Origin of the sequence: Photobacterium pectinilyticum, assembly GCF_024357955.1 — a bacterium.
In the GTDB taxonomy this organism is placed as follows: Bacteria; Pseudomonadota; Gammaproteobacteria; order Enterobacterales; family Vibrionaceae; genus Photobacterium; species Photobacterium pectinilyticum.
Map to the genome: position 1 here is coordinate 1 of NZ_JANEYT010000053.1, position 16259 is coordinate 16259.

Sequence of the window (16259 nt, forward strand, 5' to 3'; positions counted from 1 at the left end):
AGAGCGTACCACTTTCAGCAGTTGGCTTCCTCTTCTACACCTTTCCATGAATGTCGCACTTATTATCTGAAATCGGGGTGAATGAGATCGGTGTTATTTGTTACCCGATGAAGAAGAGTGAATGCCACTCTTCTCTTTGTCATTTACTATATATAGTATTAAGCTAAATTCACTATGTAACCATATACCCCGTCGGTGCTTCAAGCAGGATCTTCCTGATGCACTCATAGTCATACTCATGGCAGCATACATCCAGCTCTTTCAGAATAATGTCCATCTCATCCCAATGAAGCTTATCTTCTGCTGCTGTCATTATTTTCGGGTGATCTGTTCCTTCTACATTCTCACCTATTAGTAGTTCTTCATAGAGCTTTTCACCAGGGCGTAGCCCTGTGAAAGTGATCTCGATGTCACCATCTGACTCCATACCGTGTTCGGTAATTTTTTCTGATACACCCATTAGGTTGATCATGCGCTTGGCTAGGTCAAGGATCTTGACCGGTTCGCCCATGTCTAACACAAACACTTGGCCGTTCATGCCCATGGCTCCAGCTTGTATTACCAATTGTGCCGCTTCTGGGATCAGCATGAAGTACCGAGTGATATCTGGGTGGGTAACGGTAACTGGGCCGCCCTTACGAATTTGTTCACGAAACAGCGGAACAACTGAGCCGGATGAACCAAGGACATTACCAAAGCGGACCATGGTAAAGGTCGTTTCAGATTGTTTATCGGCAATAGCTTGAAGAACCAATTCAGCCATACGTTTACTGGCACCCATGATATTGGTGGGGCGAACCGCTTTATCGGTGGAGATTAAGGTAAAGTTTTCTACTCCAGATTCAATGGCAGCCTCAGCAACCATCAAGGTACCAAAGACATTGTTGCGTATCCCTTCGACGATATTATCTTCGACAATAGGGACGTGTTTATAAGCCGCAGCATGATAAATGGTATTTATCTGATAGTGTTCGATGAGTTTCTTTACTCGGTTCTTGTTCTGAACCGATCCCAGTGCACTAATCACCACACAATCAAGCTTGCGGTGTTTAACTGTAGCGCTAAGTTCACGCTCGATCTGGTAAAGATTGTGCTCATTTAGCTCAAACAAAATAATGATTTTTGGATTCATTGATATAATTTGCCGACACATTTCTGAGCCGATTGAGCCACCTGCGCCGGTGACAAGAATCGCTTTATCTGAAATGTTTTTTGCCATCAGTGTTTTGTTTGGCTCAACCGGTGAGCGCCCGAGGAGATCAACAATATCCAGATCTCTCACTTCAGTGAGACGTGCTTTGCCGGCGGCAATATCTTCGACAGATGGCACAGATTGCACTTCAATCGGCCAAGATTGAATTTTGTTTAGTAGCCGTAAGCGTGCGCCAGTTTTAATGTTGTTGATAGCGATCAACAGTTTTACGGGCTCGTAGAGGGCCTGTAGTCGCTCAAATTCGCTGCTATGGTGAACACGCAAGCCAAAGATAATTTGCCCGACTTTTGAACTATCATCATCAAGAATGACAACGGGATGGTATTCCTTTCCATGGATCAGGGCATAAGCCAACTCTCGTCCTGTCGCACCAGCGCCATAAATAAAAACATTGGGTTTTTTGCGACGATAATAGTAGTAATAGACTGTTTTGATCAGTACTCGGGGCGCACCAAGAGTGACGATAGCCAACAGCGCATAGATCATCGGTACGCTGCGAGGCACAAAAGAGTGAAAGAAGAAACTCGATAGTGCAAGGATGATAGCGGATGAAGCAACGGCAAGGACAATATGACCTATCGCCGGTAGCATGATATAGCGAAGGATCGCACGGTACATACCAAATTTTGCAAAAACTAAAATCGTTATGAAGACGGTAAGAAGCATACTGGCATATTCTTGAATGCCAAGAGGATAGTGCCAGGTACCCAAACGCAGTGCGTTTGCTGCATAGAGAGAGAAGGCAACAGCAAAGATATCATAAGTAATCGTGATTATACGTTTGTTGTAGCGCTTAGCATAGAATAGAGATTTGAGAATGCGTATCATGTGATGGCTTCAAGTGTAGCTTTATTAGCATTTTAGTTTTTATTAAGCATAAAGGTTATCATACACCTTCAAAGCATACCTATGATGTGTCGATCTCTTTTGTAATTAATTTATTTTTTTAGCTAGATAGGTACTTTTTTGAGCAAGCTTATAGTGACAGGTGCGACAGGTTTTTTAGGTACGCAGCTCATTCCTGCCTGTATGAGTCAGGGGTACACGGTATCCCCAGTGCAACGTCGTGCTACAGGTGCTGCTAATACCATTGTTATGGATATTTCCCCGGACTCAAGCTGGCAGCCTCACTTAGAAAACGTGGGCGTTATCATCCACTGTGCTGGCCGTGCACATGTGATGAGTGAATCAGCCGTTGATCCCATTACTGAATATCGCAAGGTCAATACATCCGGCACATTGCAGCTGGCAACGCAAGCGGCAGAAGCAGGGGTAAAGCGTTTCATCTTTATTAGCAGTATTAAAGTCAATGGTGAGGCTACAGAGCCAGGTCAACCGTTCACAACCAAGGTAGAACACCCTCCCGAAGATCCTTACGGGCTGAGTAAATATGAGGCCGAGCACGGGTTACGTCTGCTTGCCGAGCAAACAGGAATGGAGGTTGTTATTATTCGTCCGCCTTTAGTCTACGGCCCTGGGGTGAAAGCCAACTTTGCCTCGTTAATTAAATTAGCCAGCAAAGGGCTGCCGTTACCTCTTGGGGCGATAGAGAATCAGCGCAGCATGGTTTTCGTGGGGAACCTCGTTGACTTGATTATCAATTGTATCCGCAATCCCAACGCGGCCAATAAGACGTTCCTTGCTTCAGATGACGACGATCTATCAACGACTCAGTTACTAGAAGGCCTTGCCAGTGCGATGAACAAGCCAAGTCGTTTATTACCGATCCCATCATCGTGGTTGCTAACCTTGACGAAATTGCTGGGTAAACCTGCCATTGGTCAGCGCTTGTGTGGTAATCTTCAGCTCGATATTAGTGACACTAAAACGTGTTTAGGCTGGAAACCACCCTATAGTGTGGCTGAGGGCCTGAAACAGACAGTAACTGAAGCCAGTCGACAGAAGTAATATGCAATCTCCATTTATCCGCTTTTTAGATCGTTTTTTCGCCCTGTGTGGCTTGATTTGCCTATCTCCGGTGTTAGTGATCGTTTATCTGCTTGGTAAACGTGATACTGGTCAGCCGATTTTTCGCCAGCAGCGAGTCGGTAAAAACCAAAAACCGTTTATCTTGGTGAAGTTCCGTACCATGCCGCTAGAAACTGTGTCGGTAGCCACTCACCTCGTTGATGCCAGCTCTGTCACCAAACTGGGGGCTTTTTTGCGTCGAACTAAGCTTGATGAGTTACCTCAGCTGATCAATGTCGTTAAAGGTGAAATGAGTTTGGTTGGTCCGCGGCCATGCCTGTTCAACCAAACCGAACTCATTGAAGCGCGTCAGCAGCGTGGTGTGCTGGACGTATTGCCTGGGATCACCGGCTTGGCCCAAATCAACGGCGTAGATATGTCGACCCCGGTGAAACTGGCTGAGATGGACCAAGAAATGATCTTAACCTTTAATTTAAAATCATACTTTGCCTATATTCTGCAGACGGCGATTGGTCGTGGGGCAGGGGATAGAGTGAAAAACAGTAATTCCTGATTAATCATGTAGAAAGAAATGCAACACAACAACGATGATATTATTGCGATTTTTAATCGCTGCTTTCTTGAAAGTTACAATACCGAGTTGATCCTCGGCGGTGATGAACCTGTCTATCAGCCTGCTGATGAGGATAACGCTCACCACCGTGTCATCTTTGCCCGTGGCTATTTTGCCTCGGCCCTGCATGAAATTGCCCATTGGTGTATTGCCGGCCCCAAGCGCCGCTTGTTGGAAGATTATGGCTATTGGTATGAGCCGGATGGTCGCACAGCCCAGGCGCAGGCTGAATTTGAAATCGTCGAAATCAAACCCCAAGCCCTAGAGTGGATTTTGGCGGCGAGCTGCGGTTTTCGCTTTCAAGTCAGCTGTGATAACCTCAATGGCAGTTGTGAACCTGACAGGATCGGTTTCACTAACAAGGTTCGAGAGCAAGTGTTGCAGTATCTAGAGCACGGTATTCCAGATAGGGCCAAGCAGTTGTCGGAATCATTACGGGCCCATTATGGCATAGTGCCATTAGCTCCAGTGATGTTTGAATAAGTCTGCATAACGAGCAGCCAATAGCCAAAGAATGAAGATGATGATTCAGCAATACGAAGAAAAGTTGTTAACCTTGATTGACCAGATGGTAGAAACGGCCTCAGACGATGAACTGTTCGCTGGCGGTTACCTACGTGGACATATCTCGCTATCTGCCGCTAACTGTGAACTCGAAGGGACATCGAGCATTGAAGTGATGGATGCTAAGGTCGTTGAAAGCATGGCTGATGCACAGTCTGAGCTCAACCCTGCCGATCAGTTGATTGTCAAAGCGATGTGGCAACAGCTCCAGCTGCAAGCTAGGTAATATAATAGGCTTGCGTTAAGCAATAAAAAATCGGCATCTAGGTGCCGATTTTTTTACTTAAATCAATATAATCTTTCGATATCAATCATTTGTACTTAAATACTTACGCTTATAGTCTGATGAACGTGCGAATATGACAGTCGGTAAGATCACAAGCACTAAGCCAGCTGCAAACATCAAATTCTCATTTTCTAATAATTGGTAGCAACTGGTAATAAACACAGCCAGCACTGCCAGTAGATTCGTGTAATGTACCAATGGATGGTTCACTGAAAAGCGTGCATATGCCCTGAACATGCCCTTTCCCTCTTCTTGTTAGTTTTTTGTCGTCAAAAAAATGTTTTTCAGAATTGTGTTGTCAAACTATTGACAATCTTGTTATTTATTTATGATAGCTGATAAATCCTACCAATGTGGGCCACCGGAATAACTTTTCGGTCAATGTCACATTATTGAGACTTAGTGTGATTGAAGTGCATAAAAAAGTACGCATCACGGTGAGTATTGGGTTTTTTAATCAATAACTTACACTAATTATTTTGTTATGCGTTGTGCCTATATTTGTAGGTTTCAGAGCATTTAAATGTGTACTTTTAGTTGTTGGTATCACTTAATGGCCATGAAATTGGGTTGAAAATTGAACCGTTCTTCTGCGCGGTGGCGGTAATTTGGCACGCGAGTGCAAATGCTTGATCAACGACTTATCCAGATTGGTATAAGGTGTCTCAGTGAGGATGCTTCTGATGGAAAATGGTCTCCGTTGCATTGAGTCAATTCAATAACTGGGAGTGCATAAGGGCGTAGAGCTTGTCACGATAAGGGAAAAAGAGCACCAGCTATTTGCACAAACCAGTTGCTTACATAAACTAGCCACTTGCGAAAAATGACTTTGAGCGATCTGTTTTATATAGTTTAAATATAAGAAAGCCCCATCCATTAATAATGGATGGGGCTGATTTATTTCATCATGTTGCGACGAACTGAATAGTTAATTCACCGCTTTCTTGCCATACCACGGCGTGCGTGCATCGGTCACGCTGTACAGCTCGTACTTGCGGTTCAGCATCTGGCCGCCGTCACGGGTCAGTGGTAGCCACGAAATGGTTGCCCGGTTGGTGCTCGGTTTCACCGTCATCACATCAAACGGAATCGACAGGTAGAAGCCCTTGTTATAACTGCCCTCACCAAATTCATCCGCCGACAGGTTGGTCTGGGCAACAAAGGCCCCGGCAATCACGCCGCTGTCAAACTGCTTGGAGAAGTCGACCGTCACACCATAGTCTTCCGTTAGGTATTGACCGGCACTGACCTTGAACAAGGTATTCGGTAGCCACTCCCACTGCGGTTGGTAGTACAGCGTGGCATGGCCGGTTGGCGCACCGGTTTGTACCCGGTAGTTACGGTTGGTGATTGGGTCGTACTGCACTTCTTCGGTGAAGAAGCCGAACTGTGAATCCGGATCGCGTTGGACGACGTAGTTCAAATCGACACCCAATGCCCAGTTGCTGTTTTGCGGGCGGTACATCACCTCACCGCCGACACCCCCGAACATCATTTCTAGATAGCCCCCGTAGGCTTGGGCGTACCAGTTATCTGTAATGCGATCCATCCAGGTCAGCTGCAGGTTATCCATCCGCACCGGATTGTCATTGATGTACTGGCGCACTAGGGTACGGACACGTTTTAGAGCAGTACCATCGGGCGGTACGTCATAGAGGAACTTGTCGTAGTTATCGTAGATGTTGAAGTATAACGAGCCGCCAAGCTCGAAGTTATCATTCAGCCAGTAGTTCGCCCCGGCTGTCACACCGATATTGAACAGGTAGAAGTTTTCCGAACCCCCGATCGACTGCTGCCATACCGGGGCAAAGTTGATGTCCCAGTCCTTATTAGATTTGGCATACAGCTGACCTTCTGGAGCGGTGGGTTCGCCAACGGTAGTGGCATCGCTGACCTGCGGGTCGAAATACTCGACATTGGCCACTTTGGCAAATTGCTCAGGGTCGAATACCGTTTCGGTGACCGGTTGACGGTTGGCGGTTTCGATAATTTTGTAGCTATCAACATCGAGGCCGTTTTGGTTAGAGAGATTCGCTAAGATAGTCCCTGCACGTTCGTGAGCTTCATCGCGGTCGCGGTACTTGGTTTGTGGTGCGACCACAGTGATAGATTTTTCGTCTGCATACAGTCTTGGATCTTCATAACCGGCAATTTGATGCAGATCCTGCGCAAGTTGGTTCCACTCTGCATTACTGAGCTCATCGGCCGATTTTTTGTCAGCCTCTGTTTTTTGATGGTATTGCGGTGCCGGGTTGTTATACCAATTGGCCTTGAGGTCATTAAAATTGGTATTAAGGTTAAAGCCGAAGGTCCACGTCGTGCCGCGCTCATAGCTCAAACGTAAATCACCCCAGTTACCCAATCGGTAAAGTGCACCGTAGTTGAACTTGCTGTCTTGTGACATATCAATATCACCACGGGTGACAGGAAAATCACTTTCATAATCATTACCGTCATATTCAACTTTGAGTCGCAAAGGCGCCCAAGGGCTTTGGTATTCAATACCACCAAACACGGCACTACAACCGGTAAACCAACGGTCAAAGTCAACACTGCCGCCAGTACCTCTATAGCCGGTGTTACGGCCACAGTCACTACTTTCTGACTTGTCGCCAGTCAAATTAGCGCTATTACCGAGGTAGCCCCAACCCACACCCAGGGTGAAATCAAACGGGCCGATGTGTTTACTGGCAGCGATGTACTCTCCGTCGAATAAACCGGTACCGCCAAAGTCTCGGACACCAAATGAGGTTTCTGGTAGCCAATAACTTTCTTCCAAAAGGCGAACCTTAAAGTCGATGCCTTTGTCAGTATATTTGGTATCGCCGCTAAAGTTTGGATCGCTGCTGTAGAGCAGGTCTTGTACTAAGGTGTAGCGAATAGTGGTTTCCAGCCAGGGCATCAATTGCAGCGAGACGGTGTAGTGGTGGTATTCGTCATTAAAAGTACCCGCAACATTAATTTCACCCTCGCGAGCCACACGGCCAGAGGGCATTTGGATCAGCCCAACACCACCAAAATCTGATTGTGAAGGGGTGAATGCAGGGTAGTCAAAGTCATCGGCCTGAGCATGGAAGATTGGCATTAACGCTAATGCGATTGCCGATAATTTAATACCTGAAAAGGACGTGTTTACAGCAGGTTTCATTACAGCGCCTTATTCCTTAGCAAGTTGATGATCTCATCATTGAGGTGTGTATAGCCAGAAGGTAGATTATCAAAACCTAAATAGACGATGGCACCGGGCGCAATATCTTTGTGGTTTTGATTCCAGTAGGCGGTAGGGTGTTGTTCAATAACCCCATCAGGTTGAATAACCGTCGCCACACTGTTATTGCCATAAGCAGCACGACCAACGTGTTTTAGGTAATCACTGGCATTGGTGCGTGGTAGCCATGATTGTTGCCCGTTGGTGTGGACCGCGCCAAGCACCCACACCGAGTCTGGGCGAGAGGGTAATACCACCGAGAGCGACTCGGAAATCAGCGGATTGGAAGCCTTATCGATGCGAATAACATCGTAATCAAGCGGAGTGAAAATGCGCTCTCCAATGTCAAACTGATTTAGCTGAGTGGCCAATTGTTCAAAGCCAATTTTTTCATCAGTGTCGACTAACTCAGAGACCTTGCCTAGTTGGTTAATCACGTTAACTTTGTTGGGGTGCGGGAATTTTTTATAAAGCCCTGCGCCAGTCCAGTAGATTGACTTATTGATATTCTGCTGTGCTGTCGGTAACAAGGCTAAGTTTGCCACCGTGTCTGTAAGGACTTGTTCAAGGCGTACTGATTGCGGGTAGTTAAGCTGCAGATGTTCAGCGTGGTGACGACTGTTAAACACCTCAATGGTAAAAGCCTGTGCTGATGTCGTGTTTGCCGTACCTACCGTTTCGCTGTCATTGGCTAAAGCTTGCGGAGCAACAAGCAAAGCGATAGCTAATACCGACGATAAGGACTGTTGATATAAGTGTTTAAGTGAATAGACCATTATCTACTTCCCTATGCAAATGGCTTTAAAATAGTCAGTTCAATGTACGGCAAGCTCGGAGCTGGTTTTTGGCGAGATTTAATCACTTGGCCATTATTCGGGGAGAGCCAGTACTCATTTTGATAAGAGATATTGAGCTTTTCTACCGATACCGTTTCGATGAAATACAACACATCGACAGGTTGTTCATTAATCACAATGACCTGTTTTCCCTGAGGTGCAAACTGTGAAAGGGCTTGATAGCCATAATGATAGCCGGGTTGCCAATCGAGGGTATATTGCCAAACCGTCGGTGTGTCAGAGCGGTGTAAACCTAAGGCTAGCGGGTCGGTAAAATCACTCTCAACGGCGACGAGGTTACCTTGTGGCAGGTTCAAGGTTTTCACCAAACGGCCCGCTTGAGTGACTAGCATCCCTTTATCAGAAGACAGCCATTTCAGTTGCAGAGATGTTTTTGTCTTTGTGCTGCTATCGTTGGGGTTTGATGTGAGGCTTGGCTCATCTTCGGCTAATGCGAGCACCATAAAGGCTTGCGGTCCGTCTTCAACCCGCGCGTAGAGGCTGGCATAGGGCAGTTGATTAATATCTGCAGCATTGAGGCTCGCGTCATCTTCACCCAAAAAGGCCAAGCTCATGGTGTCGTTAACGTCTTTAAAGTTTTGGCTGCAACCGGAAGTGAGGGAAACAAAGACGGTGAGGGTAATTAGGGCAAATGTAGACCATAAAGGTCTTAATCGGGTAAAGTCCATTATGAAGTGTTACTCCCTAAAAAGTGTACTGACAGTGATCAAAATACAAAACGCTATGATGAGAATAAAGAAAATAACCGCACAGATGTGCGGTTATGAGTATAGGCTTGCAGTTTTTATGCAAGTGACTTAGCTAATTTTCAATTAGCCTTGTGCTGCAGAAACAGTCGTTGTATTGCTGTTACCGCCAGAGCTTGCTGCGGCTACGCCAGCAACCGCTACAGCAGAAGCGACCGCAACGGTTGTTGCTGTAATACCGCCTGCCGCTGCAGCTGTGGCACCTGCTGTACCCGCTGCGGCGCCTGTTGAAGCTGTTGTAGCAGTAGTCGCTGCCGTTGTTGATGCACCTGTACCGCCTGTTGCACCAGCCGTTGCACCCGTTTCAGTTGCAGCAAAGGCTGTGCTTGCCATTGATAGAGCGGCAAGTAGCGCAAGTGTTTTTTTCATCCTATTCCCTTATTTGTAATCGAGAGTTTATAAAAAGGTTTCATAAAAAAACCTAAAACAAGCAGTAGTTGCTCTCTATGCAATAATATGGTGATTAACATTTTTCCGCAATGTGTCTAGTTAACTGTCATAAAAGAATTTTATTATGAGGTTGTGCCTCGTATGCTTGTAAAGGTGTCAAAACGTGACATGGATGCAAATGTTAAACTAGTGTTTATGATGGCTGAGCATTAGAAAACGTGAAGGAAAGATGAAAACATCAAAATGGCACTAAATACTTTTTGAAAGTTTTTGATTGGACAGTTAATTATTAAAAAACAGCACCTTAGGTTGAGTGTGGTTTAGTGTTGTGTAATTAAGCTACAAAATTCATATTCCTATCAAAAAGGTTTCGGTGTAAAATGATCAACGCTTTTTTATGGTTAACACCCATCATCTGAAGAGAAGTTATTAGAAGAGTAGGTAAAAGTGGCTCTAGCCGTTTTGACTATAAAAAGCCTCATAATTGTTAATCTACGGTCATTGGGAACCACAACCTAAGGGCGGTAGCATATCTAAAGCAAGCCATCTCATGGCTGTTGTATGAAAATACGCTAAAGGGATAAGATCCCCCACGGTAGTTGAATCAGTTATATCGAGGTAGCTGATTCTAACTATACCCTCATCCTAAAACTGGCCTTCTCATCAGGTTATTGTTTTTAATTTATACGTATAAAAAATATGCATTTTACTAAGAAGCTTCTAATCAGCACCATGGCGACGGTCATGCTAGCTGGTTGTACAGTGCCTGGTTCACATTTGAGTGTCGATGACAAAACTGTTGTCTCGACAGGTGATGAACAAGAACTGTCACAACAAATCAATGTTTATCCGCTAACTGCAAGTCAGGTAAATCAGTTTAAAGCACCAAGAGTGTATTCACAGATGAATACCGCGCTTGATGCCGAAATTGCCCGTTACCAATATCGTATTGGTCCAGGAGATATTCTAAATATCACTATTTGGGATCATCCTGAGCTAACTATCCCAGCTGGTTCATACCGAAGTTCAGCAGAAGCGGGTAACTGGGTGCATGCTGACGGTACTATTTTTTATCCGTACATTGGCACCGTGATAGTTGAAGGTAAGACCGTTACTGAAGTCCGTGATGTCATTGCGAAACGTTTGGCAGAATACATTGAAAGCCCTCAAGTAGATGTCAATGTTGCCTCATTCCGTTCGCAAAAAGCCTACATTACCGGTGAAGTAAACAAACCCGGTCAACAGCCCATTACTAATGTCCCTATGACGTTGCTTGATGCGGTCAATGTAGCTGGTGGCTTAGCTGGTGAAGCAGATTGGCGTAATGTCACATTAACGCGAAATGGCAAAGAAGAAAATTTATCACTGTATGCATTAATGCAACGTGGTGACTTAACTCAAAACCGATTGTTACTCCCAGGTGATATTGTGCATGTTCCACGGAATGACAATCAGAAAGTATTTGTCATGGGTGAAGTTAATGATCCTAAGCTACTTAAAATTGATCGTGCTGGCATGAGCTTAACTGAAGCACTTAGCAACGTGGGCGGCATTAATGAGCTCTCTGCAGATGCCACCGGTGTGTTCGTGATCCGCAGTAATATTTCTAATAGTATTGGTATTGATAGTAATCAAAATTCAGCTGTCGCAGATGTTTATCAACTAAATATTAAAGATGCTTCGGCCTTGGTAATTGGTACTGAGTTTGATTTGCAGCCTTACGATATTGTTTATGTTACTGCTGCACCGCTTAGCCGTTGGAATCGAGTAATGGCGCAGTTACTACCAACCATCAATGGCTTTAACAATCTAACGGAAGGCGCGCTCCGTGTTCGTAATTGGCCGTAAATAAATTACGATTTTAAGTACTTATTATTTTTAAATAGTTATTGGGAAATTATGAGCGTACCTCACAATACACAAATCAAATCAGATTCAGATGAGATCGATTTAGGAAAACTCTTTGGCATATTACTTGACAGTCGCTGGAGCATTATTGCAATTACGTTTGTGTTTGCCATTTTGGGGACCGCTTATGCCCTCTTAGCAACACCAATTTACAAAGCCGACGCTTTATTACAGGTAGAACAAAAAAGTTCAGGGATGCCTGCGTTAGGGGAGATGGGCGAACTGTTTGCCAGTGAATCATCAGCGACAACTGAGGTTGAGATCATTAAATCGAGAATGATTCTAGGCCAAACCGTCGATAAGTTGAACCTAACAACGACTGCTATGCCTAATTACTTGCCCGTTATTGGTAAAGGATTAGCGCGAATTCAAGGAACACAAAATAGCATTGCGGTTAGCCGTTTTGAGATACCGAGCTATATTGATGCTCCCGTCTTTACACTAACAGTAACGGATGGTGAAAAGGGCTCGTTTGAATTAAGTGATAATAATGAACGGACCGTGCTTAACGGCAATGTAGGCGAGTTAGTACAACAAGGTGATTTCTCACTGTTTGTTACTGACCTGTCCGCCGAAAGCGGCGACAGCTTTACGTTGGCAAAGCGCTCTCGCTTAGATGCGATTCAATCATTACAGCAAAATTTGTCGGTGAGTGAACGAGGCAAGCAAACGGGTATTTTGCAGTTATCGCTAGAAGGTGAAAATCGCGCGAACATTGAAAAAATACTTAATGATATTAGCCAAAACTACTTTTTGCAGAACGTAGCGCGAAATTCAGCGGAGGCTGAAAATAGTCTTCAGTTTTTGCGTACTCATTTACCTGATATTAAAACCGAACTAACCCGCTCTGAGGATCAGTTAAATCGTTTCCGTCAAGACAATGAGTCTATCGACTTGGGGCTAGAAGCCAAATCGACTCTTGATGTGATGGTGACGATCGAAGCACAGTTGAATGAGTTGACGTTTAAAGAAAGTGAAATTTCGCAGCGTTTTACCAAAGAACACCCGGCGTACCTTTCTCTACTTGATAAGCGTCAAACTTTGTTAGGTGAGCGTGAGCGTTTAAATCGACAGATTCAGAAGCTACCGAAAACCCAACGTGAAGTGTTACGCTTAACTCGAGATGTTGAAGTTAATCAGCAAATTTACGTTCAACTTCTGAATAAAGTACAAGAGTTAAACATTGTTAAGGCTAGCACTGTGGGTAATGTGCGCATTCTTGATGCCGCGCAATCATACACCAATGCAGTAAAGCCTAAAAAGCCATTAATTGTTGTATTAGCGACATTATTTGGTGGCATGCTTTCTGTTGCTATCGCATTTCTGCGCGCAGCTTTCCACCGTGGGGTTGAAAACCCTGATGAAATTGAAGCCATTGGCTTACCGGTTTATGCCAGTGTACCAATGTCTGATTGGCAAATTGAGTTAGAGAAGAAACATAAAGGTAAAAAACAACTGACTGTGAATGATACGCTATTGGCGGTATCGAACCCAGCCGATCTTTCCATTGAAGCACTACGTAGTTTGCGGACTAGCTTACACTTTGCCATGATGGAAGCGAAAAACAATATTTTGATGATCTCAGGCCCAAGTCCTGGTATCGGTAAATCATTTGTTTCAGCGAACATGGCAGCGGTTGTGGCTAAATCGGGCTCGAAAGTATTGGTGATTGATGCCGATATGCGCAAAGGCCGGATGGAAAAGCAAATGGCTGTAAACCCGAAACCGGGTCTTTCTGATTACTTAAGTGGCCAAACCAGCATTGAAAGCTTAATTAAGCAGCCTGGTGTTGAAGGCATGGATTTTATCGGCCGTGGTGATGTTCCACCTAACCCATCTGAACTATTAATGCATCCTCGCTTTAAAGCATTAATGGATTGGGCATCAGAAAACTACGACATTGTTATTATCGATACGCCGCCGATTCTTGCGGTGACAGACCCCGCGATTGTTGGTGCCCATGCCGGTACGACACTGTTGGTTGGTCGTTTTGGCCAAAATGCAGTTAAAGAGATCGAAGTAACTAAGCAAAGATTTGAACAGAGTGGAATTGAAGTTAAAGGGTTTATTCTTAACGCAGTTGTACGAAAAGCAAGTAGTTATTACGGTGGTAACTATGGTTATTATAATTACAGCTATAGTTCTCAGGATTAAGTAAATGTGATATTACATCAATTTATTTGAACAACTTAATATTTATCGATTATATATTTTGAGCCATAATTATGAATTATGGCTCAATTTTATTTGTATATAAAATCTAAATGAGTTAAATGATGTACGAGAAAAAGATTGTTATAGAAAAAAGCAAATTAGAGGGTACCGTCAAAGTTAGTGGTGCAAAAAATAGTGTTTTGCGCCTGCTAGCTGCTTCAATCTTATTTGATGAAAATGTTGAGTTAACAAATTATCCAAGTAGCCTTTTAGACGTACGTGTACATGAGGAAATGTTAGAGTATTTGGGTAAAACGATTAATGTTAGTGATGACTCAGTAATAATTTCACAAGAAGAGCGATTGAAAACTAACCTTGAATGGCATGACCGCTCTATTCGTAATACTCTTCTAATCCTTGGTGCATCAGTTGCGAAATATGGTTATGGGCGTGTACCACTGCCAGGCGGTTGTAAACTTGGAGAGCGTAAATATGACATTCACGTAAATGTTTTAGAATCTCTTGGAGCTAAAGTTTATGAAGATGGCGATTATCTAGTTGCTGAATCGGACAAAAGATTACAGGGTTGTGATATTCATTTAAGGATGCGCTCTACAGGAGCAACTGAGAATGCTATTTTAGCTGGGTCTTTGGCTGAGGGAGTAACTCGAATTTACAATCCACACATCCGCCCAGAAATAATCGACCTGATCGATTTCTTAAATAAATCAGGAGCGAAAATTAAAGCATTTGGTCAAGAAAGAATTGAAATCCAAGGTGTTCAGGCTTTGTCATCTGTTAAGCATAAAGTGATGCCTGATAATATGGAGGCTTTGACTTGGGTCATTTTAGCTACAATGACAAAAAGTGAAATAAAAATTGAGAACTTTCCCTTTAAAGATCTTGAAATACCATTGATTCACTTACGAGAAAGTGGTGTAAATCTCTATCGTTGTAATGATAATGCTATTGTAGCTCAGGGTGACTGCTATCCTATCGAAATAAGTACTGGACCATATCCAGGGATTAATTCAGATATGCAGCCATTATTTGCCGCGTTCGCTGCTATGTGTAAAGGAACTAGCCATATAATTGATTTAAGATTTCCTGGAAGATATGCATATGGCGAAGAAATGAAAAAAATGAACATTGATACATCAGTTGATGGTGACTTGTTTGCAGTTAGTGGCAGCCAAAAAATAATTGGTGCAAAGGTGAAAGCACTAGATCTGCGGGCTGGTATTGCATTGCTTATGTTAGGTATGACTGCTGAGGGGCAAACTGTCATCTCAGACTCATGGCAGATAAAGCGTGGCTATAACAACATAATAGAAAAGCTATGTTTACTTGGTGCGAATGTTAAGGAAGTATAAATAAATGTCAGGTTGTATAGTGCCATTTATACAACCTGATAGAATTTGGTAAATTATGAACATAATAAACAACGTTAAAATCTCTGAAATCAGTAGTTGGAAAACTGGTGGGCATGCAAAATACATAATCAATATTAATAGTGTTGAGGATTATTTACAAACGGTTAAATTTTCTGAAGAAAATTCCATTAATATTCTAGTTATTGGTAAAACTACAAATCTATTATTTTGTGATTCAAATATAAATGCAGCCTTGGTAAGGCTAGGTGATTCATTTGACTTTATTCATAAAAATCGTAATGAAGTTGAAATAGGTGCATCTTCATATGCTCCTTTTGTAGTAAGAAAATTACAGCAATTAGGTTTGTCAGGCCTTGAGCACATTGTTGGTATACCTGCTACTATTGGCGGGCTAGTTTATATGAATGGCGGAAGTCAAAGAAAAACAATTTCAGAATGTATTACCAAAGTTAAAAGTATCAATAAGCTCGGAGAGGTTATTGTTCGTGATTTTTCAAAATGTAAGTTTTCTTATCGGAGTAGTATTTTTAATGATTTGGATGAGTTAATAATTAGTGTTACCGTAAAGCTAAAAGATAAAAGACCAAGTTTAATTAGAAAAGAATGCTTGACTATATTATCTAGTCGAAGAAAAAAATTTCCAAGAAAGCTACCAAATTGTGGGTCGGTTTTTAAAAGTAGTCCAGATCTATTTGAAAAGTTTGGTCCCCCTGGAAAAATCATTGAAGATTTGGACTTAAAAGGAACAGTGAGAGGGGGAGCTAAAATATCTACTCATCATGCTAACTTCATAACTAATGAAAATAGAGGCTCAAGTAGAGATATCTTAGAGCTTATTTTTATGATTAAAGATAAAGTGAAAAATGAGTATAATACCTTTATTGAAACAGAGGTAATATACGTTAACGAGAGTGGTGAACTTAAAAGTATAAATGATATTTACCAAACAAGATAAATACTAACAATAGTGAACGTGTTTCATTTAAATATAAATTGT

Annotated in this window: 13 protein-coding genes; 8 read left to right on the plus strand and 5 right to left on the minus strand. The window is 43.2% G+C overall.

The annotated features are described in order from the left end of the window. Nucleotides 1-172: 172 nt before the first annotated feature. Nucleotides 173-2041 carry a polysaccharide biosynthesis protein gene (locus NHN17_RS18420; protein WP_255044098.1) on the minus strand — a complete coding sequence of 623 codons (1869 nt, stop codon included), beginning with the start codon at nucleotides 2039-2041 and terminating at the stop codon, nucleotides 173-175. A 138-nt stretch (nucleotides 2042-2179) separates the two neighbouring features. Between NHN17_RS18420 and NHN17_RS18425 the strand changes: the two genes are divergently transcribed. From NHN17_RS18425 to NHN17_RS18440, 4 genes are read left to right on the plus strand one after another with little or no spacing between them, the layout of a single operon-like run. Next, a complete protein-coding gene (locus NHN17_RS18425; RefSeq protein ID WP_255044099.1) occupies nucleotides 2180-3121 on the plus strand; it encodes a UDP-glucose 4-epimerase family protein in 942 nt (313 codons plus the stop codon). Between the two features lies 1 nt (nucleotide 3122). Continuing rightward, nucleotides 3123-3695, plus strand: a complete 573-nt coding sequence (locus NHN17_RS18430; RefSeq protein WP_255044100.1) for a sugar transferase — start codon at nucleotides 3123-3125, stop codon at nucleotides 3693-3695. Between the two features lie 18 nt (nucleotides 3696-3713). Next, nucleotides 3714-4238 carry an elongation factor P hydroxylase gene (locus tag NHN17_RS18435; RefSeq protein ID WP_255044101.1) on the plus strand — a complete coding sequence of 175 codons (525 nt, stop codon included), beginning with the start codon at nucleotides 3714-3716 and terminating at the stop codon, nucleotides 4236-4238. A 40-nt stretch (nucleotides 4239-4278) separates the two neighbouring features. Then, nucleotides 4279-4545: a YfcL family protein gene (locus tag NHN17_RS18440; RefSeq protein ID WP_255044120.1), complete on the plus strand. Its 267-nt coding sequence runs from the start codon at nucleotides 4279-4281 to the stop codon at nucleotides 4543-4545. A 988-nt stretch (nucleotides 4546-5533) separates the two neighbouring features. Here the strand turns inward: NHN17_RS18440 and NHN17_RS18445 are convergent. The 4 genes from NHN17_RS18445 to NHN17_RS18460 all read right to left on the minus strand — a co-directional run bounded on the left by NHN17_RS18445 (nucleotide 5534) and on the right by NHN17_RS18460 (nucleotide 9785). After that, a complete protein-coding gene (locus NHN17_RS18445; RefSeq protein WP_373689578.1) occupies nucleotides 5534-7753 on the minus strand; it encodes a YjbH domain-containing protein in 2220 nt (739 codons plus the stop codon). Continuing rightward, entirely contained in the window at nucleotides 7753-8589 is an 837-nt protein-coding gene (locus NHN17_RS18450) for a capsule biosynthesis GfcC family protein (RefSeq protein ID WP_255044102.1), read from the minus strand. Before NHN17_RS18450 ends, NHN17_RS18445 begins: the two co-directional genes overlap by 1 nt. A gap of 11 nt (nucleotides 8590-8600) precedes the next feature. Continuing rightward, nucleotides 8601-9338, minus strand: a complete 738-nt coding sequence (locus NHN17_RS18455; RefSeq protein WP_255044103.1) for a YjbF family lipoprotein — start codon at nucleotides 9336-9338, stop codon at nucleotides 8601-8603. 144 nt (nucleotides 9339-9482) lie between these two features. Further along, complete coding sequence (locus NHN17_RS18460) at nucleotides 9483-9785, minus strand: hypothetical protein (protein ID WP_255044104.1); 303 nt, start codon at nucleotides 9783-9785, stop codon at nucleotides 9483-9485. Between the two features lie 720 nt (nucleotides 9786-10505). Between NHN17_RS18460 and NHN17_RS18465 the strand changes: the two genes are divergently transcribed. The 4 genes from NHN17_RS18465 (at nucleotide 10506) to murB (ending at nucleotide 16217) form a co-directional block, all read left to right on the plus strand. After that, nucleotides 10506-11654, plus strand: coding sequence for a polysaccharide export protein (locus NHN17_RS18465; protein ID WP_255044105.1), 1149 nt, complete (start codon nucleotides 10506-10508; stop codon nucleotides 11652-11654). Between the two features lie 51 nt (nucleotides 11655-11705). After that, nucleotides 11706-13868 (plus strand): polysaccharide biosynthesis tyrosine autokinase, encoded by a 2163-nt coding sequence (locus tag NHN17_RS18470; protein WP_255044106.1) that lies wholly within the window; start codon nucleotides 11706-11708, stop codon nucleotides 13866-13868. A 119-nt stretch (nucleotides 13869-13987) separates the two neighbouring features. Beyond that, nucleotides 13988-15241, plus strand: a complete 1254-nt coding sequence (locus NHN17_RS18475; RefSeq protein ID WP_255044107.1) for a UDP-N-acetylglucosamine 1-carboxyvinyltransferase — start codon at nucleotides 13988-13990, stop codon at nucleotides 15239-15241. A gap of 55 nt (nucleotides 15242-15296) precedes the next feature. Then, a complete protein-coding gene (murB, locus tag NHN17_RS18480; RefSeq protein WP_255044108.1) occupies nucleotides 15297-16217 on the plus strand; it encodes a UDP-N-acetylmuramate dehydrogenase in 921 nt (306 codons plus the stop codon). Nucleotides 16218-16259 lie beyond the last annotated feature (42 nt).